This window comes from Echinicola soli (assembly GCF_006575665.1).
In the GTDB taxonomy this organism is placed as follows: Bacteria; Bacteroidota; Bacteroidia; order Cytophagales; family Cyclobacteriaceae; genus Echinicola; species Echinicola soli.
Window position 1 is genome coordinate 2,946,992 of sequence record NZ_CP041253.1, and the last position, 21,468, is coordinate 2,968,459.

General features: G+C 43.5%; 13 protein-coding genes. 5 read left to right on the forward strand and 8 right to left on the reverse strand.

All coding sequences use genetic code 11. The features are described 5' to 3' along the window. Window positions 1-2: 2 nt before the first annotated feature. A complete protein-coding gene (locus FKX85_RS11785) occupies window positions 3-3,179 on the reverse strand; it encodes an efflux RND transporter permease subunit (protein ID WP_141614921.1) in 3,177 nt (1,058 codons plus the stop codon). Window positions 3,180-3,316: 137 nt separating this feature from the next. After that, window positions 3,317-4,462 carry an efflux RND transporter periplasmic adaptor subunit gene (locus FKX85_RS11790; RefSeq protein WP_229239601.1) on the reverse strand — a complete coding sequence of 382 codons (1,146 nt, stop codon included), beginning with the start codon at window positions 4,460-4,462 and terminating at the stop codon, window positions 3,317-3,319. Between the two features lie 806 nt (window positions 4,463-5,268). Here FKX85_RS11790 and FKX85_RS11795 point away from each other — a divergent pair. After that, complete coding sequence (locus tag FKX85_RS11795) at window positions 5,269-6,657, forward strand: arginine decarboxylase (protein ID WP_141614923.1); 1,389 nt, start codon at window positions 5,269-5,271, stop codon at window positions 6,655-6,657. Between the two features lie 404 nt (window positions 6,658-7,061). Here the strand turns inward: FKX85_RS11795 and FKX85_RS11800 are convergent, their stop codons facing one another. Further along, entirely contained in the window at window positions 7,062-8,177 is a 1,116-nt protein-coding gene (locus FKX85_RS11800) for an alanine racemase (protein ID WP_141614924.1), read from the reverse strand. A gap of 4 nt (window positions 8,178-8,181) precedes the next feature. Beyond that, a complete protein-coding gene (locus FKX85_RS11805) occupies window positions 8,182-9,222 on the reverse strand; it encodes an alpha/beta hydrolase (RefSeq protein WP_141614925.1) in 1,041 nt (346 codons plus the stop codon). Between the two features lie 443 nt (window positions 9,223-9,665). Here FKX85_RS11805 and FKX85_RS11810 point away from each other — a divergent pair, with 443 nt between their 5' ends. The 3 genes from FKX85_RS11810 (at window position 9,666) to FKX85_RS11820 (ending at window position 11,282) form a co-directional block, all read left to right on the forward strand. Continuing rightward, entirely contained in the window at window positions 9,666-10,205 is a 540-nt protein-coding gene (locus FKX85_RS11810) for a hypothetical protein (RefSeq protein WP_141614926.1), read from the forward strand. A 32-nt stretch (window positions 10,206-10,237) separates the two neighbouring features. Next, window positions 10,238-10,732, forward strand: coding sequence for a hypothetical protein (locus FKX85_RS11815; RefSeq protein ID WP_141614927.1), 495 nt, complete (start codon window positions 10,238-10,240; stop codon window positions 10,730-10,732). Window positions 10,733-10,988: 256 nt separating this feature from the next. Beyond that, a complete protein-coding gene (locus FKX85_RS11820) occupies window positions 10,989-11,282 on the forward strand; it encodes a hypothetical protein (protein ID WP_141614928.1) in 294 nt (97 codons plus the stop codon). Window positions 11,283-11,594: 312 nt separating this feature from the next. Here the strand turns inward: FKX85_RS11820 and proC are convergent, their stop codons facing one another. Continuing rightward, a complete protein-coding gene (proC, locus tag FKX85_RS11825) occupies window positions 11,595-12,392 on the reverse strand; it encodes a pyrroline-5-carboxylate reductase (RefSeq protein WP_141614929.1) in 798 nt (265 codons plus the stop codon). 261 nt (window positions 12,393-12,653) lie between these two features. After that, complete coding sequence (locus FKX85_RS11830; protein WP_141614930.1) at window positions 12,654-15,287, reverse strand: valine--tRNA ligase; 2,634 nt, start codon at window positions 15,285-15,287, stop codon at window positions 12,654-12,656. Between the two features lie 326 nt (window positions 15,288-15,613). On the opposite strand from FKX85_RS11830, the gene fahA reads away from it, so the two are divergent. Beyond that, a complete protein-coding gene (fahA, locus tag FKX85_RS11835; RefSeq protein ID WP_210416847.1) occupies window positions 15,614-16,891 on the forward strand; it encodes a fumarylacetoacetase in 1,278 nt (425 codons plus the stop codon). A 580-nt stretch (window positions 16,892-17,471) separates the two neighbouring features. Here the strand turns inward: fahA and FKX85_RS11840 are convergent. Beyond that, the gene (locus tag FKX85_RS11840) at window positions 17,472-18,290 is read right to left on the reverse strand and encodes a tyrosine-protein phosphatase (RefSeq protein WP_141614931.1); all 819 of its coding nucleotides are present in this window, start codon (window positions 18,288-18,290) and stop codon (window positions 17,472-17,474) included. A 10-nt stretch (window positions 18,291-18,300) separates the two neighbouring features. Then, the gene (locus FKX85_RS11845; protein WP_141614932.1) at window positions 18,301-21,159 is read right to left on the reverse strand and encodes a TonB-dependent receptor; all 2,859 of its coding nucleotides are present in this window, start codon (window positions 21,157-21,159) and stop codon (window positions 18,301-18,303) included. Window positions 21,160-21,468 lie beyond the last annotated feature (309 nt).

The window sequence follows — 21,468 nt, forward strand, 5'->3', positions numbered from 1 at the left end:
AGTTATTCTTTTTCAATGGTTTCAATAAAGTACCTGTCTTGGATCTGCTGGAAAATATAGGCCAGTACAGGGATGAAAATTACCCCTAGACTGATGCCGAAAATCATCCCACCAGCTGTGCCGATACTTACTGATTTGGTTCCCTGTGCAGAGGAGCCTACCGAAAACATCAACGGTACCAAGCCCGCCGTAAAGGCAAAGGATGTCATCAAAATAGGACGGATTCGAAGGGCACAAGCCTCTATGACTGCGTCAGCTACGTTCAGCCCTTCTTTTCTCTTTTGTGATACAAACTCCACGATCAGGATAGCGTTTTTGGCCAATAAGCCTACCAGCATCACCAGCCCGACTTGCACGTAGATGTTATTTTCGATACCTGCAAGGTTGATAAATACAAACACACCCAGGATACCGGCTGGAAGGGAGAGGATCACCGCCATGGGCAACCAGAAACTCTCATATTGGGCCGCCAGGATGAAATAGATCAGGATGATACTGATGGCAAATATCATTGTGGTATTGGATCCTGATTTTTTTTCTTCCAAGCTCATTCCTGTCCATTCGAAGCCAAGGTTGGCGGGAAGTTTACTTTCGCTCAACTCCTCGATGACTCCCATGACATCCCCGGTACTGTATCCTTTGGCAGGGGTGATATTGATCCGTGCTGCACTATAAAGGTTGTATCTGAAGACTGTCTCGGGGCCATAGGTTTCTTCCAGTTTCACGAAGGTGTTGATCGGAACCATTTCACCTTGGCTGTTTTTGACCATGATCGAGTTAATGGCATCGGGCGTTTCCCTGTATTGGGTGTCGGATTGCATATAGACCATGTATTGGCGGGTAAAGCGGTTAAAGTCACCCACCCGGGTACGACCAAAGTTGGACTGGATCGTGAACATCATATCCTTTACGCTGACGCCCATGGCCTTGGCCTTTTCGTAGTCGATCTTGATTTTATATTGTGGAAAATTGGGATTGTAAGAAGTGAAGGCCTTTTCTATGGCTTCTTGCTTGGTGAGTTCATTGATAAACCCATTGATCAATTGCCCAAATTCCCCATAGTCACCATCCGAATAATCTTGAAGGACGATCTGTACCCCGTCAAAGTTGCCAAAGCCCTGTACGGTAGGACGTGGATAAATATTGATATTGGCTTCGCTGAGCACGCCGAGTTTTTGGGTGAGGTGCTTTACCACTTCACCGATTTCCCTTACATCGCCCCGCTTTCCGATTTCCCGTAATTTGATATATCCCAATCCCGTGGAGGAGCTCTCAGAATCATCCACAATATTATATCCTGACACGGTATTGACACTGGCTACGGCGGTCTCTTTACGAAGTAGGGAGTCTGCTTGCTTCAATATTTGATTAGTACGGTGAAGGGAGGATCCTTCCGGCATGGTGAGGGAAAATATCAGGAAGTTATCATCCTCTGTGGGAATAAATCCTTTGGGCGTGGTCGTGGCCATTAGAAAAGTCAATCCGGAAACCACTACCAAGCCTCCCATGGTCCACCATTTATGGCGAATGCACCATTTTACCACGGTGAGGTACTTCTCTGTAAACTTATCAAAAGCGCTGTCAAATTTTCGCAGCCCCTTATCACGAAGCGTTTTGGCGGTATTTGCTGCTCGGCTTTCACGAATCCGTTCTATAAGTGGAATGCGCTTTCGTTTTTTGTTAGGATCCTTTTCTTTAAGGATCATGGCACTGAGTACCGGTACCAGTGTAAGGGCATTTACCGCTGAAATCAGCACGGCAAAGATAATGGTATAAGCAAATTCCTGATAGAATACACCAACTGGCCCATCCAAGAATCCAACAGGTAGGAAAACCGCGGCAATTACAATGGTAATGGAAATGATTGCCCCTGTGATCTCTGACATCGCCACGACGACTGCGTCTTTGACTTTGAGACCTTCATCTTCCATTTTTTCATAGATCGCCTCGATGACGACGATGGCATCATCCACCACTATACCGATGGCCAATACGATAGAAAACATGCTGAGCACATTCATCGTGGCGCCTATCATATTGAGAAAGAAGAAAGTACCAATTAGTGAAACTGGGATCGAAATAGCTGTAATTAGGGTGGCGCGGGTATTTTGGAGGAAAATAAAAACCACCAAAAACACCAGCACAAAGGCTTCCATCAGTGTTTTTTGAACATGGTGCATGGACTCATCAATCTGGTCGCGCACACTGTAAGAAATTTTATATTCCATTCCCTCTGGGAAAGCCTTGGCCTGGTCTTCCAGTACTTTTCTTACGGCTTTATCGATCTCCACGGCATTGGCTCCTTGCTGCTGCACAATGTCAATGGTCACCGCAGACATGCCATCAAGCTTATTGTCACTGGCATAGTTGGATGCCCCAAATTCCAGTCTGGCGACATCCTTTAGCCGCAATTGGGTGCCATCATCTTCGGTTTTGATCACGAGGTTTTCGTATTCGTCGGGCTCACTGAAGCGTCCGGTGTGCTTCATTACGATTTCAAAAACTTCATCGGAATTTTCCCCGAATTTACCAGGGGCCGCTTCGAAACTTTGATCTCGTACTTGGTTGTAGACTTCCCTCGGAGTCAGGCCATAAAGGGCCATTTTTTCAGGGTTAAGCCATATCCGCATGGCATAATCCCTCGAGCGGAGGATCGATGCCTCTGCGATGCCACTTACCCTTTTCAGCTCCCGACGGATGTTCATCCTGGTATAGGCATTAAGAAAGGTCTCGTCATAGACTCCATCACTGTAAATTTGGATGGTCATCAGGGAGCCTTTGAGCCGTTTGAGCACGACGATCCCTGCTTCTCTTACTTCGGAAGGGATGGACTCCATGACTTGCGATATCCTGTTTTGGATTTCTACGGCTGCCACATTAGGGTCCGTCCCCGGCTCGAAGTACACAGTAGATCGGCCACGTCCAGAGTTGGTCGCTGTAGAGTTGATATAACTCATGTTTTCAGCACCGTTGATGGCTTCTTCTAAGGGAAGTAGTACGGATTTGGCTACTGTTTCTGCGTTGGCACCTGGGTAATATACCTGCACGCTGACACTGGGCGGTGCAATCTCCGGAAACCGCTCTACAGGTAGCTGGCTAATGCTCCCCGCTCCGGCCAGTATCAGGAGAATCGAAATTACCAAAGCCAGCACGGGCCTGTTAATTATATTTTTGATCATCTGCTTATGTCTTTGTCTTACAAAAAGGTGATGGTGAGATCTAAGGACATGGATATAGCTTTCCTATTTCCACGCGTGAATCAACTAAAGCTTACCATTTACGTCTGTGGTTAAACAATAAATTGGAAAGGCCTGCACTATTCGTCAGAGGAGAGTAGCTGGCCTTGCTGGAGTGGTTTTACTTTTACCCCATCCGTTAACTTATCCAGTCCGGAAGTTACAATGCGGTCATCAGGGGATAAGGAGCCATCACTGACGATGTATTTTTTCCCAGACCTTCCTTCTATTTTGATCTCTATGCGGTTTACGGTGTTGTCATCGTTTAAAGTGTAAACAAATTTTTTGTCATGAATTGAAGCGGTGGCTCCCTGCGGGATCAAAATGGCATCAGGGTAAATCTGTTCCATAAGGATTTTTCCCGTGTTTCCAGATCTTAAGAGGGTGTCAGGATTGGAAAAACGTGCACGTAGGGCAATGGACCCGGTAGAGCGGTTGATCTGACCAGAGTTGGCGTCAATCGTCCCTACTTTGTCATAAATGCTTCCATCTGCCAAAATCAGCTTTACATTAGGATTCAGTTTTTTGGAGTTCGAATCCTTTTTCATTCTTTCATAATATAGGTAGTCTGATTCACTCATGGAAAAATAGACATACACTTCATGGACGTTGGAAAGGGTCGTCAAAGGCTCTGAATCCGTTTTCTTGACCACGTTACCGATGGAGCGGGGAATTCTGCCCATAAACCCATTAACTGGAGCTTTGATGGTGGTAAAATCCAGGTTAATACGCATGTTGGCAGCTACGGCTTCTGCTTGTTCCAAGGAAGACTTCGCTACTTCATAATCTGCCAGCGTAGTTTGCATTCTTACTTCAGAGATCACCTCATTATCAATGAGGGGCTGTAAGCGATCGATCTCTGTTTGGGCCTTACGGAGTTTGGCTTTTTCCAATTCTACGTTGGCTTGAGCATTTTTGAGGTTTTCCATGTAGGGTTGGTTGTTGATTTTGAAAAGGGACTGACCTTTCTCTACAAAATCCCCTTCATCCACATAGATTTGTTCCAGAATACCATCCACCTGGGGGCGGATTTCGACATTTTCAACTCCTTCAATGGATCCAAGATACTGATAGGACCGTGCAGCCTTTTCTTCTTTTAGGCTGATTACAGGAAGGGGCAAACCCTCATCTACCTTTTTTTCTTCCTTGCACCCAAAAAATATAATACCTGCCATTAAAATCAATGGCAAAGGAAAATACTTGAAGTGAGTTTCTTTTAATAACATATTTTTAGACATATTTTTTCGTGCTTATCTTCTTGTTTGATTTTTTACATTGTTTTATTGTAATAATCGTACCATTAGGTTTTTGTTTGGTGTTTGGTTATAATTATTTGTTTTTCAATCGTTTACGTATGGATATTGTGGTTTGGGGCTGTGGAGGAAAAGTTGGTGGTTTGTGGAATTTATCCCCACATTTTTGATTGAAAAGCCTTATACCAAGGATTCTTAATTAATGTTAAAAAGGTTGCTGGGTCTTTAAATTTTGTGACAAATTTAAGGTTAAATTCCAATTGGATATTCAAATTTAAACAATTTTTATGTGTATTCACAATTTTGCACGTAACCCAATATGGTAAGGGTCATGTTATTTTGTTCAGGTGTAAAATTGCTTTCAAAAGTCCTTCATGAATACTTAGCATTTCTAATTGATGAAAAAGTAGGCAAAAAATCTAGGCTATAGAGCCTTCTTCAAATTGAGTGAATTTGGTGTTCTGATTACAATTTCGTTTGGCTCAATTTGATTCTGTGCCAGTTGCCGTGGGCTAAAAATGAGTGGATCTCGCTTGTCCACTGCGCGAGCTAACTCATTTTTTTACGCCCCCATCAACTGTCCCAATCCCGGTGGACCGGAACCAAAGGCCGAATAATGGATTACCGATGAATATTTCGTTTCTCTGAGGCTACATGCAAAGTTGCGGATAGTCATAATAATTTTTGTGATACTTCTAAAGTCAGGAGAATTGGATTTTGATTTCAGTAATTAATAATGCAATTTTCAGCCACGAAAGCTTTAAACCTTCAGTGCCCAAATGAACAAATACATTGATTTAATCCAACAAACTTTTGACTTCCCCACCAAGGAATTCAAGGTAGAAGATGATAAACTGTTTTTTAATGGTGTAAACCTGATGGAGATCATCGAAGAGTACGGTACACCACTAAAACTTACGTATCTTCCAAAAATCAGTGAAAGCATCCAGAATGCAAAGACGTATTTTAACAATGCGATGCAAGCGCATGACTATCATGGTAATTATACCTATTGTTACTGCACCAAGTCATCCCATTTTAGTTTTGTGCTGGATGAGGCGCTTAAGAATGATATTCATATAGAAACTTCCTCTACATTCGATATCCCTTTGGTAAGAAGTCTCTATGAAAAGGGTAAAATCACCAAGGATACTCATATCGTCTGCAATGGATTTAAGCGAGATTTATACAAGCAATATATTTCGGAATTGCTGAATGATGGTTTCCAAAATTGTATCCCCGTATTGGACAACTTGACAGAAATCGATTACTACCTGGAACATGTCAAGGTTCCCTTTAAGGTAGGTATTAGGATTGCTGCTGATGAAGAGCCCAAGTTCGGCTTTTATACTTCACGGCTAGGGGTGAGGTACAAGGATATTATTGATTTGTATGAAAAGAAAATCAAGGATAATCCCAATGTAAGTCTTAAAATGCTACATTTCTTTATCAATTCAGGAATCAGGGATACGGCGTATTACTGGTCAGAGTTGACACGGTTTATCCAAAAATATGTGGACTTGAAGGCGGTATGTCCTGAGCTGGACACCATGGACATCGGTGGAGGATGGCCGATTAAGACCAATGTCTTTTTCGATTATGATTACCAATACATGGCTGATCAGATCGTAAAGAATATCAAATGGATGTGCGCTAAAAATAATACGGTGGAACCAAATATATTTACTGAATTTGGGAGCTATACCGTGGGTGAGAGCGGCGCAGTTTTATATTCCATTTTGGAAGAAAAACTCCAAAATGATAAGGAATTATGGTATATGATCGATGGTTCCTTTATCACCCAATTGCCCGACAGCTGGGGACTAAACCAAAAGTACATCATGCTGGCCGTGAACAATTGGAAAGAAGAATATCATAATATCAACTTGGGAGGGTTGACCTGTGACAGTATGGACTATTACAATTCCGAAGCCCATCAATACAATATTTACCTTCCCAAAAAGACCGACAAAAAACCGCAATACATTGGTTTTTTTCATACCGGTGCCTATCAGGAATCACTGGGCGGCTATGGGGGGATTCAGCACTGTCTGATTCCAGCTCCAAAGCACGTCCTGATTGACAGAAATACAGATGGTACGATAAAGCATAAATTATTTGCCGAGGAACAAAACAGCGATAGCATGCTGAAGACCTTGGGGTATTGAGGTGGAAGAGGGAAGTAGCTAGTGTCAAGTAGCTATATGCGAGAATATAATATCATTCATCAATGATTAAGATAAGAAGGAGAGAAGCGAAAAGACAAAGTATCAAGTAATGAGATAAGAGTATTGAGCCTCGATGGGGAGGTTAGTGGGGTAGATTGGAGCAGAAACAAGCACCACAGGAAGAATTCGTCATGCCAGGACACGGCTCTCATCATAACCAATAATGAAGAATACCTGAGAGGAATTTAAAAGGAATTAGTTAAAACTTCCGTCCGGGAAAAGATCAGTTATTACAACGTTTAACCCGGTTTTAATTTTGATCATGATGGATTGCTCGGTTCGGAAGTGGTTTCCCTTGTTTTATCGAGGGATAATTAGGATGGATTCGCACGGGATCAATTCAATCAGTTGGCTTTCAGACCTTTTAAATGGTCCAGTTTTTCTCCCTTTAAATTGAAGTAAATACGCATGCAATCCGCTGTCATACAGCTATGGACAGGAAGGATTCCTAAGACATATCCAATTTCCACCTTCGAAAGCAGCTCGTCTGTAGCCTTTATAACTCCATGCTCTTGGCTGATGCTTTTAAGGAAGGATGTTTTAGTTGGGATGGTCCAACCATGCTCGTTCAATAACACTATTTCACCATAGTTTTTAGTACCGTCAGGATTGATCAGAACGTCTTTGGCCAGGTGAACACCACCACTGTGAACCAGTATTTCGTGCTTTTCCTTCTTAATGTCCACTACTGGAGCTGCCAGTGCAATGGCGATGTCAGATTTGTCACAACTTCCAATATTGGCCTGCGTGAGATCATAAAACACAAAATTACCAGGGCCTATTTCGTCGATTCCTGTAAAGTCATTTTCTATCGAACAACTAGGCGTGTCTCCGCTTCTGGTGACGAGCATGGGGAATTCATCACAATATTTGTCTTTCAGCATTCTCAAGGCAGCTTTGGTCTGCCCATGAATTTGATGGATTCCCATTTGATCCGCATGATAGGTGTGTCCTGCATGGATATAAAACCCTTTGAACTCAAGTTTGTCGGACCGATTAGCAATCCGCATGATATCTTCGATCTTTCCAAAATCACTTACTTCCACACCGGCCCTGCCATAGCCCGCGTCTATTTCAATAAAAAATCCCACAGAATTGGTTAGTTGACTGGCGAGTATCTGCGCTACGGGGGCATTGACCAGCTGTACAGAAATGGAATGATCCTTTGCCAGCGTATTCAGTAGGTCGGTCTCCAATGGGTTAAAGGGAAAAGCAATGTGTATATTTTCCCAATACTGTTTAGCAAAATATGCTGCCATCTGAATGGAAGAAACGCTGATCTCATCAATGCCAAATTCCTTGTACCAATTTCCTATTTCAAGTGATTGGTGTGTTTTGAAATGGGGAATAAGGGATAATTGATGTTCCTTGGCCTTTTTCGCCATACGGGCAATATTTGCTTTACAAATAGCTTCATTGACCAATAGGGTGGGTGAATTAATGGAGGTCTGGAGGGACATGAGGTCAGCTAGGTTTTTCGGTGATGGCTACTTCTGTTTTTTCTGGAACAGGGACATTTACGACGTTTTCAAGAAAATCGATACTCGACTGCAGTACACCTTCCCAGTCTCCAGAAGTGATGCTGGATCCGATAACATGGTTTCCCGATTCAGGAAAGGCCACTTTTTCTTTTTGGGATTTAGGAGTACTGATCTGTTGGTACATTTCTATCATGGCCGGGACTGATACGACATGATCTTGGAGCTCTTTGTCTTTATAATAATATCCAAGAAACAGTGGTTGGTTGATTTTCTTGAATGTATCTTCATTCATTTTACTATATACCAATTTGGCCAAGCTTACATAGGCATTAATATGTACTTGTTCAGACCAATATTTAGCTTTTTCACCTTCTCTTGGATTGAGGATTACCCGTTCATCATTGGTGCCAAATTGCTCAAATATCCATCCTGTCCAAGGGCTGAAAAAACCCTCCAACTGATTGCCATTGTCCCGGATACAAGGTGAATAGAGCACTGTGGCGGCGATGTCTTCCCGCTCAGAAGCCAATAGCACCGTCAATGCCCCTCCCATGGATGTGCCCACTACGATGACCCTGTCACCAAGCTGTTTTCCGATCATAAAGGCTTCACGGGCTCCATCAGCCAGCTTTTCGGCAGTGAGGTACTCAAATGCATTTGATCGATCAATGCCATGCTCGGGGAGTCTGGTGAGGTAGAGATTGGCACCAAAATGGGCCGCTAATTTCCTGTGTACAGGATCTCCTTCCATCTGACTGGCCCCAAATCCATGAATGTAAACTATGGAAAAGGGTGTTTTGGTTTTGGTGCTGTCTGCCCAAACGATTCGTGCCTCATTGTTCGGCTTCAGGCCTTTTACAGTGTCTTCTTTTTGTTGGATATAAGCTTCCAGTTTTTTCAAGTCTGTAGGGATTGTAGGGTATGTTCCTTTCAAATCACTGTATGTTTCTTTTGGCCCCATCATATAAACAATAGCCAAAACTATGGAAATAGAGATTAATATAGGTAAAAGTTTCTTAAACATAGCTGGCATGATGGTTTGGATAGTTAAAGCTAAACTGTTTTGTAAAATTATCCTATCGTTGTGGCAGATATGATACGGAAATCAGCAGCCATTCAACTATCTTTCAGGAATCCATGAATTTTTTGTGATTGGGGATTCTTGTGTAGGCGAATATTTATTTATGGTTTCAGAGGTGTTAACCTCAGTTCGATTATAAAACCGTCACTGCGGGCCTGTCTGGAGCCAAGCAGGCTTGTCTGGAGCCAAGCAGGGCTTAGAGGAAGATTTGAAGGGAGGAAGCCGCGGCAGCTCGCACACCCTTTTCCAATGCACGCCCCCCTAAAATGCGTTCGCAATGAACGTTTTTGATGCTGATTATGAGTTGAACTCAGGTTATTATTATTATTGTAATATATCGGGATTATAAGAACCAGGCATATTTTTTGTTGAATTTTGAAACTATTATGAAAAAAACATTACTACTATTAGTGATTGCCGGGCTTTTTACTTCAGTTAAAGCCCAAGAGTATAGTTCTCCAACACGTTCTGTCTATGCTGAACTGGGTGGGGCTGGTCTAGTTTATTCCTTTAATTATGACTTCAGGTTTGACAACAACAGGTTGGATTCATGGGGCATTAGAGTCGGAGCGGGGGGGTATGCTTTTGATGATAAATCATTGCTAACAATTCCTGTTCAGATCAATAGGCTATTTGGAAGGAACAATCATTATTTCGAAATTGGTGCTGGAGCCACTTTTGTCAATTTCAGAAAAACCGGTTATGATTATGACAACAACGGTAATAGCGTTGAAACGGAAAGCAAGGAATGGCATTTTATTTTGGACGTGGGAGAAACTCCATCAGTCATGGGCACGCTTAATTTTGGCTATAGAAGGATTCCTGATGAGCCTGGCGTGACCTGGCGGGCCAATCTTACTCCTGTTTTTAATGGTGACGGTTTTTGGCCACTGTTTGCAGGTATTGGCATTGGTTATGCATTTTGAGTAAATTTAGGATATACTAACCCAAAATAACGATGAAAAAGATACTGATTGTTGCCGTAGGATTATTGTTGGCAGTCCATGTTTCGGCGCAGGAACGGAAGTCGCCGAGAGCAGAGAATGTATTCGCGGAATTTGGTGGTCCCGGATTATTTACCTTCAATTACGATACCCGCTTTAAAGGAGAAAGCACCGGACTGGGAGCGAGAGCGGGGATCGGCTATATTGCTATTGATAATTATAATTTACTGACCATACCAATTGGACTGAATTACCTGATGGGAAACGAGGACGATGGCAAGTACTTCGAAGTAGGCATCAATGCTACATTTACCTCTGCGGAAGATAATTTGTTTGAGGATGATGACCCGGAAGCCGATGGAAGTATGGTGCTGGGATCCTTGGTGTTTGGCTATCGAAAGCAGCCAAATGATGGTGGTTTTACCTTTAGAGCGGGACTGTCTCCTTATTTTAGCTCCAATTACTTTTATCCCTTTGTGCCATACCTCTCTTTTGGATACGCTTTTTAGGGAGATTGGATATTGTAGGATTTGAAGATTCGAAAATGATTTTGAAGTGGAACCGACTCTTTATAAAAATCACTTTTGTAACTTCCACGTTAAAATGAACAATATGAAAAAGACGATTTTACTACTTAGCTTAACTTTATTGGCATCGATTGCTTTTGGACAAAATTCAACAAATTAATTGACAGGGAAATTTTCCGAAAAATAAGAAACAAATACTGATGAAGCGTTTGATTATATTTTCGGAACAAATAAATGGATGGGAGATAATAAAGACGGTACTGAAAAAGTAAAGTTTCAATTAAGGGAATATGCGAATCTAATGGGTGGATATATTGGATTTGAAAAGCTGTATGAAAAGTCTGTTGGTGATAGCCTAAAGGTTTCCGTATACTTGGTCAAATATGATAGGCAACCATTAAGATTTATCTTCAAGTATTATAAGGGAAGAGATAAATGGATGCTTTTTAATCTTAAATTTGATGAAAACATTGATGATGAACTTGAGGAGATTATGAAATATGAGTATCTAGTTGGAAATGAAATTCAATAGTTGGCAATTTTGATGAGTCTTTTTAATGCTAGTTGCTAATCCTGATGTTCTATAAACTAAATCAGCCCAGTACATCCCCGTTTACTGGGCTGATTTGATATAATGCTTCACTGTTTTGTGCTCACTTTGGACCAAGCAATGTTTCTGGGAGATGAGTGATTTCTAGGTGGCTATGGTAAGCATATTTCTCTTTAATTTAGCAATAGGAATGCGTGCTCCAGTATAAAAAAATCAGCGCAAATCTTATTAATCTGCGCCATCTGCGTGCTATCGGAACCAACCCTAATCTCCCCAACTTTTCCGCTTGCCCCCTCACTTTTCTATTTTTTCATAGGAAGCCAAGACTCCTTTGACCATGGCGGCACTGAAGCCGTGGTGTTCCATTTCATTTAGGCCTACGATGGTGCAGCCTTTTGGAGTGGTGACTTTGTCGATGGCAGCTTCTGGGTGGATGCCTTTTTTGATGATGAGTTCAGCGGCGCCTTTGACGGTTTGGTTGACAATGGCATTGGCGGTTTTGGCATCGAAGCCGATCTGGATTCCTCCCTGTGTCATGGCGCGCATAAAACGCAGCACATAGGCAATTCCGCAAGCTCCCAAAACAGTAGCCGCCTCCATCAGATGTTCTTCGATGACAATGGAAATACCAATGCTGTTAAAGAGTTCCTTGATGGCATGTTCTGTTTTTGGACTGCCGTTTTTGCCACAGATGCAGGTGATGGACTCTTGAATGTCAGCTGCGATATTGGGCATGGCGCGGTAAATGGCCATCTCTGCCGGCAGGTGTTGGTACATTTCTTCTAAGGTCACTCCAGTGGCCAGGGATATGATGGTTTGTTTGTCTTTGGCCATGACTGGAGCAATTTCTTTTAGAATAAGCGGGACATTATAAGGCTTTACCCCAAGGATGACAAAATCAGCACCTTCGACAGCCAATTTATTGTCCGATGATACGGTTACACCTAGCGGTGTAAGGTAAAAAAGATTGTCCGGGTTTCTTTTGGTTACCGTAAGGTTTTTGGCATCGAAACCCTTAGTAGCCATTAAGCCATTGACAATGGAAAGCCCAAGGTTTCCACATCCGATAATGGCTATTTTGAGATTTTTCATTTTGTTAATTCCTGATTCTGTAAATGTTACTTTTGCGCTTGTAAAAATAAACGAATCATTTGAATGATTTTTAGTTGTTGTTAAAAAAATATTTACAGAGGGGATCGCAGATTGGGCCTGGCAACGTAATAAAAGTAACATGCCCCTTTCCTCCCTGATCGGAGTTGAAGGGTGGCAAGGGGCAAGGATATGTTTAGAAATCAGCTAGTGTCGAAGGATGATATTTCGGTAAATTGCTCAAGTAAATGATCATTGTCCGAATTAAACCAATTTGGACAAGCTTTCCTCCAACGCTTTGATTTTGGCTTCGGCGTCAGCTTGCTTTTTCTTTTCATTTTCGACTACTTGGGCAGGCGCATTGTTGACAAAGCGTTCATTGCTTAATTTCTTTGTGACCGAATTGAGGAAGCCTTTGGTGTATTCAAGTTCCTTCTGGATGTTATCCTTTTCTGCTTCCACATCGATCTGCTCGCTCAAAGGGATAAAGAATTCATCCGATTTTACCACAAAACTCAGGGCACCTTCCACTTTTCCGGCAAAATCCACTTTGTTTAGGTTGGCCAGTTTTTTAAGAATGGCCTCAAAGGATGTGTACAATTCCTGGTTTTGCGTGTTAATGGTGAGGTCAAAGGTTTCTTTTGGAGAAATGCCTTTGGAAGCTCGGATGTTCCTCACTTGGGAAACCACTTCAAATACCTGAGCGGCATCATTGATCAGTTGTCCATCATAAGGGGATTTGGTAGGCCAAGAAGATACGATCAGCGCGTCTTTGACCTCCCTGCCTTTTACCTGGTGCCAAAGCTCTTCGGTGATAAATGGCATAAATGGATGTAATACCTTCATGATGGCCTCAAAGTAGCCCAAGGTCTTTTCGTATGTCTCCAGATCAATTGGCTTTTGGTATGCTGGTTTGACCATTTCGAGATACCATGAGCAGAAATCATCCCATACCAGCTTATAGGTGCTCATCAGCGCATCAGAGATTCTGAACTTGCTGAAGTGGTCTTCGATTTCCTCCAGTGCTTGGTCAAATCGGCTTTCAAACCATTTGATGGCCGTATGGTTATGGTGCTCCAAAATATTGGAATCCACTTCCCAACCTTTGATCAAACGGTAGGCGTTCCAGATTTTATTGGCAAAATTTCTGCCCTGCTCAACGAGTTTTTCGTCGAAAGGCAGGTCGTTTCCTGCAGGGGAACTGAAGAGCATGCCTGTACGTACGCCATCGGCACCGTAATTTTTGATCAGTTCTAGCGGGTCAGGGGAATTGCCCAGTGATTTGGACATTTTTCTGCCCTGCTTGTCCCTTACGATACCGGTGAGGTAGACATTTCGGAATGGCTTTTCACCCATGTATTCGTATCCTGCGATGATCATCCTGGCCACCCAGAAAAACAGGATCTCTGGGGCAGTTACCAAGTCATTCGTAGGATAATAGTATTTAAGTTCCTCGTTCTTTTCACCCGTGGTAAATACATCTGTATCAAAGACAGAAATCGGCCACAGCCAAGAGGAAAACCATGTATCCAGAACGTCTTCGTCTTGGGTGAGATCACTTAAGCCATAGTTTTGGTTGTATTTCTCGTTGGCGATTTCTAGTGCTTCTTCAGCGGTTTTGGCCACGACATATTCACCGTTGGGAAGGTAGAAGGCAGGGATTTGATGGCCCCACCAGAGTTGGCGGGAGATACACCAGTCCCGCACATTGTCCATCCAGCTGCGGTACATGTTTTTGAATTTTGGCGGATAGAGCTGAATGATATCGTCCATCACGGCCTTTAATGCCGGTTTGGTAATATCTTCCATTTTTAGGAACCACTGTAGCGATAACTTCGGCTCGATCACTGCATCAGTTCGCTCCGAATGGCCTACATTGGAAGTGTACTCTTCTTCCTTTTGTAGTTGGTCGGCCTCTTTAAGGAGCTTTGCGATTTTCTTTCTGGCTACGAAACGGTCTTCTCCTACGAGGATTTGAGCTTTTTCATTCAGGGTACCATCATCATTGATGATATCGATTACTTCCAGCTTATGCCGCAGGCCAATTTCATAATCGTTCACATCGTGGGCAGGTGTCACTTTCAGGCACCCTGTACCAAACTCCATGTCCACGTAATCATCCTCTACGATTGGAATGGCGCGATTGATCAGCGGAATAAGGGCCTTTTTGCCTTTGAGGTGGGTAAATCGCTCATCGTTTGGATTGATACAGATCGCTACATCGGCCATGATGGTTTCCGGGCGCGTGGTGGCAATGGTCAGGTGCTCGTCTTCACTGCCTTCGATTTTATAGTTGATATAGTACAGCTTGGACTGGACTTCCTTAAAAATCACCTCATCATCGGACAGGGCTGTTTTGCCTTGTGGATCCCAATTGACCATGCGGATGCCCCGATAGATTTTTCCTTTATTGTGAAGGTCCACAAAAACACTGGTCACTGCATCGCTAAGCCCTGCATCCATGGTGAATTTGGTGCGGTCCCAGTCACAGGAGGCCCCCAGTTTCTTCAGTTGCTCCAGGATGATGCCTCCGTATTTTTCTTTCCATTCCCAGGCATGGGTGAGGAAGTCTTCCCTTGAAATGGACTTTTTGTCTATGCCTTTTTCCTTCAACAGTGCCACGACTTTTGCTTCAGTGGCAATGGAAGCGTGGTCAGTACCAGGTACCCAGCAGGCATTTTTTCCTTCCATACGTGCTTTTCTCACCAAGACATCCTGAATGGTATTGTTCAGCATGTGTCCCATGTGCAGTACTCCGGTCACATTGGGAGGGGGAATGACAATGGAATAGGGCTCTTTGTTATAATCTACTGTCGAACTGAATAACTTGTTCTCCATCCAGAATTCATACCATTTGGATTCGGCTTCTGCTGGATTATATTTTGTTGAAAGGGACATAGTCAATTTTAATATTGTCGCAATAAGAATCTATCTCAGAGCGCAAAAATAATAGAAATATCTCTGATGACCTTAAAATCTGGATAATTAAGCGATTTCCTGATGCCAGGTGGGGCAGGACTTTTGCACAATATGCCAACATTGGGCAAATCTTTCTGGAGCCAATCGCTCCATAAGTTTTTTTATACGGGGATAATTCTAATTTTGTAAGAACCAGCAAGTGTTCTGAAGAAGACAAACCAAGTAAAACCCTCTCTACACCAAAGCGGAATGATTGACTTGGTCTGAAAGGTTCCTCTAAATCGTACCAAAATCACTTAATGCATATGAAAGAGCAGAAAGTAAAACCATTGGAAAGCTGGGTGCAAATCCCCAAAAATTCGGATTTTACTATTTATAATTTGCCCTTTGGCGTTTTTAAAAGCAAAAGACTTTCTCCCAGGATAGGGATGGCCATTGGGGACAAGATTGTAGATATGCACATCCTTCATCGAGAAGGGTTCTTTTCCGCCATTCATTTACCTGATGATGTGTTTTTGCAGGATAGTCTAAATGGCTTTATTGAATTGGGAAAACCCATTACCCGAAAAGTTCGTGAGACGGTTCAGAAATTATTGTTGGATGAAAATTCGGCGCTGAAAGACCATCGTGCCCGGGGGAAAGTAATGGTCAATCGCAAGGAAGCGGTCATGCTAATGCCTGTGAAAGTGGGGGATTATACGGATTTTTATAGTAGTAAGGAACATGCCACCAATGTGGGAACCATGTTTCGTGGTCCAGAAAATGCCCTGATGCCCAATTGGAAACATCTACCTGTAGGTTACCATGGCAGGGCTTCTTCTATCATTCCTTCTGGCGTGCCGATCCATCGACCAAAAGGACAGTTTAAAGCGCCAGATGCAGATAGTCCTTCCTTTGGTCCTAGCGAGCGGTTGGATTTTGAGCTGGAAATGGCCTTTATTACAGGAAGGAACACCAAAATGGGGGAGCGCATCAAGACAGAGGAGGCCGAAGATTGTATCTTTGGTTTTGTGCTTTTTAATGATTGGTCAGCCAGGGACATTCAAGCGTGGGAATATGTGCCTTTGGGGCCGTTTTTGGGCAAAAGTTTTGCGTCCAGCGTCTCTCCTTGGGTGGTGACCATCGAAGCACTAGAGCCTTTCAGGACAAGTTCTCCGAAACCTGAAGAGCAGTTATTGCCTTATCTCCAGTGCGAACAGAATCACAGTTTTGATATCAACTTGGAAGTTTATATACAGCCAAAAGAAGAAAAAGAAACCCAGGTCTGCCGATCCAATTACAAATACCTTTACTGGAATGTCGCCCAACAACTGGCCCATCAGACGGTGAATGGCTGTAATATCAATATAGGTGATATGTATGCATCTGGGACGATCTCTGGCCCCACAGAAGACAGCTTTGGATCGATGTTGGAATTGGCCTGGAAGGGAACAAAGCCGTTGAGGTTGGAAAGTGGAGCGGAGCGTTTATTTATCGAAGATGGAGATACCGTGAAGATGAGAGGCTATGCCGAAAAAGATGGGATTCGAGTGGGGTTTGGTGAGGTGAGTACTGAGGTTCTGCCCAGTAATGGTAAAAATTAGAGCGTAATTTCAAAGGGAATTCTCTGGTTGCCGAGGTGGTTTTACTTCTATTTCTTTGGTACTATGGATTTGTAGTGGGTAAGTTGAGGGAACCGGGCTATCGGGATCGAAGTAATACGTGGACGGATGAATTTGGTACTCATGCTCCTGATGCAGTCGATAATCATGCATTCATTCCTTGCCCATGTTCAGTACCTACGGGATTGTGAGGATACTGCTTTCTATTACCAAGCTAATGCTCTTAGCGGAGCACCATTATTGACCCTAGGGAAATCCCTTTTAAAAAAAATGTTGTATAAATTACAAATTCTAATTCGTTGTCATTCCGACGAAAGGCATTGTTAGGATGGCGTAGCTAGTGGAATATGCAGTCGCTCATCTAAAAGCGATTTCCCTGGGACGGCATGGAAGAAACTGAGTTTTTTTCTTTCGGAAGGTGGTGCTGTATCCATCGATGAAATGGGAATGGTAAGTGGTCATGAAGACTCCTTTTAAAAGTAAATTTAAAAAAGGCAATCCGAATGTTCGGACTGCCTTTTAAAGATACAAACTGATAATTCTTCAAGTGGGTTTTACCCTGCTATTTTTTACTCAGGTATTTTTTTCTAAGCTGTTTTTTCTCCTTTTCTCCAATACCTATTTCTTCTTCCAACATAGTATCCACATCACCATATTTCTCACGGATACCATCCCAGGCAGCTTCCAGATAAGGCGCTTTGACGCCCATCATGTATGCTGCCCGATCTTTTGGGATGCCGTACATTTCCAGTTTGGAATTATCGATTTTACCCACAGCTTCATTGGAGCGGAGGTAATCGGCCATGATGGTGTCCCAGTCTGCTCCCAAGACGTGTAAGATCAGTGAGGAGGCAAATCCCGTACGGTCCTTGCCGGCACTGCAATGGAAGAGCACGACCTCGTCCTTTTTCAGTAGATGATCGAATAGGGGCTTAAAGTCTGTGATATTGTCCACAAATCCTTTATTGGCGGTGATCATCAAAGAGTCTACTTGGTCAGTAGAAAAGGTAGGTCCCGTCAATACCTTCATAAACTGCTGCATGGATTTGGGATCGATATTGCCAATGGGGCTGTTGATCCACTCTGCTCCTAATGAGGAAGGGATATCGTCTGGTTCACGCTTGATCTCATAGTCAGACCTAAAGTCAATGACTGTGGTGATGCCGGTTTCGGCCAGTTTTTCTTTGTCCTCTTGAGGCAGACTGGTGAAGCTACCCGACCGATATATCAGGTGATCCTTGAGGATTTTTCCGTCTTTGGTTTCTATGCCTCCCAGTTCGCGGAAGTTAGGACTGGCCTCCAATCCCAGGTTTTGTTGGGCATGGGCCGAGACGGAAGCCAATAGGGCTGTGGTTGCAATGATCGCTTTAATTGATTTCATATTAATTGGTTTAGAAGATGATAAATCTGATTCCTGCTTGTCCATTGGTAGCATACCATTCACTAGAGGTGATACGGTCCCTGTTATCACCGAGGTACTGGACATAGGGCTCATTGGTCAAGTTCCTGATTTCTGCAAAAGCCTTGATCTTATCTGTGATGGAATAGGCAGCTGAGAAATCTACGGTGAAGTTATTGTCCACATGGACATAAAAGTCAGGACCAAGGTTTTGGTTGATGGTTTCCACAGATGCTCCTCGGAAGTTTCCTGCCAGTCGTAGCATCAGACCGCTTTTTTCGTAGAACAGGGAAGTATTGAACAGATTGCTGGATTGGGTAGGTAGCGTGGTGATGTCGGTGGATATTACCGATCCTTCATCATCTAGCCTCGGTACTTCCAGTTCGGAATGTATCCTGCTGTAATTGACATCCACTCCAAATCCGCTCCAAATACCGGGTAATGTGCTGAATCTTTTGGTAATGCCCATTTCGAAGCCTACCAAATATGCACTTTCAAGGTTCTTGGGCTGGGAAACGAGGTAGTTGGTGCCGTCGATGGTTTCGGCCGATAGGTCGGTAAAGATGAAGTCATCAATGTCCTTGTAGAATATCCCGGCGGTGATCATCCCAATGTCTTCCAGGAACCATTCGCCCATCAGGTCAAAATTATTGGAAAAAGTGGGGAGTAATGCTGTATTTCCTCTGGATATACGTGGAATTCCAGTTGAGGTATCAACGCTCTCAGAAGGACTTAGGCTACCAAAATTTGCTCTACTAAATGTCCTGGTGAATGCAGCACGGAGATTGACTTGCTCCCTTGGGCTGTATTTTACATGGAACATTGGAAGGAATGCGTTGTAGTCGTTGTCCCTGGAGACTGGGGTTACTTCATCCGTTTCATCATCGTATGCAAAGCTGTTCATGGTAAGTTTGGTAAACTCATTTCTAAAACCACCGATTACCTGAATTTGGTCTGTGATCTTATAAGTACCCATGATATAGCCGGCATATACGTCTTCTGTACCGTCGTATTTGGTGGTGGCATTGGAAGCAGGAGAGTAGTTATTGATGTCATTTTCTTCCATAAATTTCGGAGAGAATATCTCGAAGGTCTGATCCTGAGGCATGGGCTGGATGGCCAAGGCATCAAACTGTCCATCCTGCTCTTGGAAGAAGGTGCCGGGAGCAGGGAAGTCCATTCGCTGAAATTCGCTCAATGCACGCAACGGTGCAGCACCTGGAATTCCCAATAGGGCATTTGGCAGGAATACTAGAGGAGTCTGCTGAGCTTCGTTTTTCTTAAACCTGAATTTCCCACCCGCTTTTAGGGTAAATACTGGATTTACGTCCCAAGTGAAGTTCATCTGGCCCACATTATCCCTGTCACGCTGATCGATCTGGTAAATGATCAGTTGCTGCAGTGTGAGCTTATTAGGGTCCAAGAAGTCATTTTCATTGGTCAGCTCAGGGTCAAAGTTTAGCGGAGTGATCCCTTTGCCGTCCGGCGCGTCAAAGATGTTGTAAACATGTCCGTCTGAAGAGCGACCGCCAAAATCACCTTCCAAGTTTTGGTGAAATTGGGCTATGGGCAATCCTTTAAGCTCACTGGGCATGCTTGGAGGGGTATCCAGGTTATAATAGCTGTCGTATGAAGATAATTTCCAGTCCATTTTGAAGTTGGTGGCCAAATGGTGAATGCCTCCAAATTCATAGCCTTTCAGATAAGTCCGGTATTCAGACTCTCTATTGCTGTAGCGGTAGCGGTTTTCTTCAAATTCATAATACGTCTCATACACAGGACGAATGTCATCAAATTGATCTTGGACGATTCGGCCAAATAGTTTGTGGTCCGTGCTGAATTCATATTCCAAGGCTGCATTGAGAGCAGTGGTGCGGCGGGTACCAAAATACCTTTTGGCGTTCATCGTGTTGATACTGTAACGCTCAGCAGGAACGGCACTGTTAAGGTTGTAATCCAATACAATTTCGTCAGAGGAGAAATTCCTGTTCCAGATGGAAGCGGCAAGGATGATCCCGAACTTGTCCTTAAAGAAGCGGTTGCCATAGACGATGGACGCATTATAACTCCCGTTTTGGGATTTTTGGTTGTATCCACCCGCTGCGCTGACATTAAGCGTCCTGTCCTGGGGGGCCGAGCGCGTCACGAAGTTAATGGATCCGCCGATGGCGTCTCCTTCCATATCAGGAGTGATGGCCTTGGAAAGCTGTATGTACTGGATCATTTCGGCGGGAATGGCATCCAAAAGGGCATTTCTGTTCCCTCCAAAATTAGAGCTTGGCAGCCTAGTGCCATTATAAAGAGTGGAAGACCACGAATATGGCGTGCCACGGACACTGACTTGGTTGGCTTCGCCATGGTAGCGGTTTACACTTGCAGCAGGCAACCGCTGTACAGCCTCAGCCGCATTTCTGTCCGGTAATTTGCCAATGGCATCAGCGGCAATGACGTCCATGATCGCCAATGAATTCTTTTTGATGGAGATGGCCTTTAGCTGGGAAGGTACCATGGTCCCTTGGATTACGTATTCTTCCAGGTCGCCAGATGCCTCAGATAGTCTGATGTCTCCTATGGAGTTGGTACCAGCTTTTAGCTCGATTTCTTGGGTGACGGTTTCAAAACCCAAATAGCTGACCCGTAAGGTCGCTTTACCTGTGGGAAGGTTGGAAATTTCGAATTTCCCGCTAAGGTCTGTCGGAGCTCCTTGACTGGTTTCCATTACCAGTACATTTACTCCAGGAAGGTAGCCCGTCTGATCGGACACACTTCCTGACAAAGATGCCTGACTTTGGGCCATGGTATGGGTGGCCCAGATCAGTAAGGTTAAGAATAATGGTAAGTGTCTTTTCATGTGCTTGAGTAATTTTTCAACAAACCTATTGTTTGTAGCTATTGAAGTCGTCCGTATAAATTTATCCGAACTTTTCCCATGAATATTATACTATAAATAGCTTTATTTCAGTTTGTTAACAGGTGTTAATAAATGGTTATGAAAAGGTGAATGGTAGTTAATTTTAGGATTTAAGGGTGTTTTGTTCACAATATTGAAGTGGATTTTAATAGATGGGTGAGGTGTTTTTCTAATGAGCCCAAGGCATCCTGTTCCCTCATGCTGGAATCAATGCTCAATAGGGAAAAAGAGACTGCTTTTCCGTCAAGA

Excerpts from the sequence above, each read along its gene's own strand:
- FKX85_RS11785 (WP_141614921.1), bottom strand. The coding sequence starts at position 3,179 with ATGATCAAAAATATAATTAACAGGCCCGTGCTGGCTTTGGTAATTTCG.
- FKX85_RS11790 (WP_229239601.1), bottom strand. The coding sequence starts at position 4,462 with ATGTTATTAAAAGAAACTCACTTCAAGTATTTTCCTTTGCCATTGATT.
- FKX85_RS11795 (WP_141614923.1), top strand. The coding sequence starts at position 5,269 with ATGAACAAATACATTGATTTAATCCAACAAACTTTTGACTTCCCCACC.
- FKX85_RS11800 (WP_141614924.1), bottom strand. The coding sequence starts at position 8,177 with ATGTCCCTCCAGACCTCCATTAATTCACCCACCCTATTGGTCAATGAA.
- FKX85_RS11805 (WP_141614925.1), bottom strand. The coding sequence starts at position 9,222 with ATGTTTAAGAAACTTTTACCTATATTAATCTCTATTTCCATAGTTTTG.
- FKX85_RS11810 (WP_141614926.1), top strand. The coding sequence starts at position 9,666 with ATGAAAAAAACATTACTACTATTAGTGATTGCCGGGCTTTTTACTTCA.
- FKX85_RS11815 (WP_141614927.1), top strand. The coding sequence starts at position 10,238 with ATGAAAAAGATACTGATTGTTGCCGTAGGATTATTGTTGGCAGTCCAT.
- FKX85_RS11820 (WP_141614928.1), top strand. The coding sequence starts at position 10,989 with ATGGGAGATAATAAAGACGGTACTGAAAAAGTAAAGTTTCAATTAAGG.
- proC (WP_141614929.1), bottom strand. The coding sequence starts at position 12,392 with ATGAAAAATCTCAAAATAGCCATTATCGGATGTGGAAACCTTGGGCTT.
- FKX85_RS11830 (WP_141614930.1), bottom strand. The coding sequence starts at position 15,287 with ATGTCCCTTTCAACAAAATATAATCCAGCAGAAGCCGAATCCAAATGG.
- fahA (WP_210416847.1), top strand. The coding sequence starts at position 15,614 with ATGAAAGAGCAGAAAGTAAAACCATTGGAAAGCTGGGTGCAAATCCCC.
- FKX85_RS11840 (WP_141614931.1), bottom strand. The coding sequence starts at position 18,290 with ATGAAATCAATTAAAGCGATCATTGCAACCACAGCCCTATTGGCTTCC.
- FKX85_RS11845 (WP_141614932.1), bottom strand. The coding sequence starts at position 21,159 with ATGAAAAGACACTTACCATTATTCTTAACCTTACTGATCTGGGCCACC.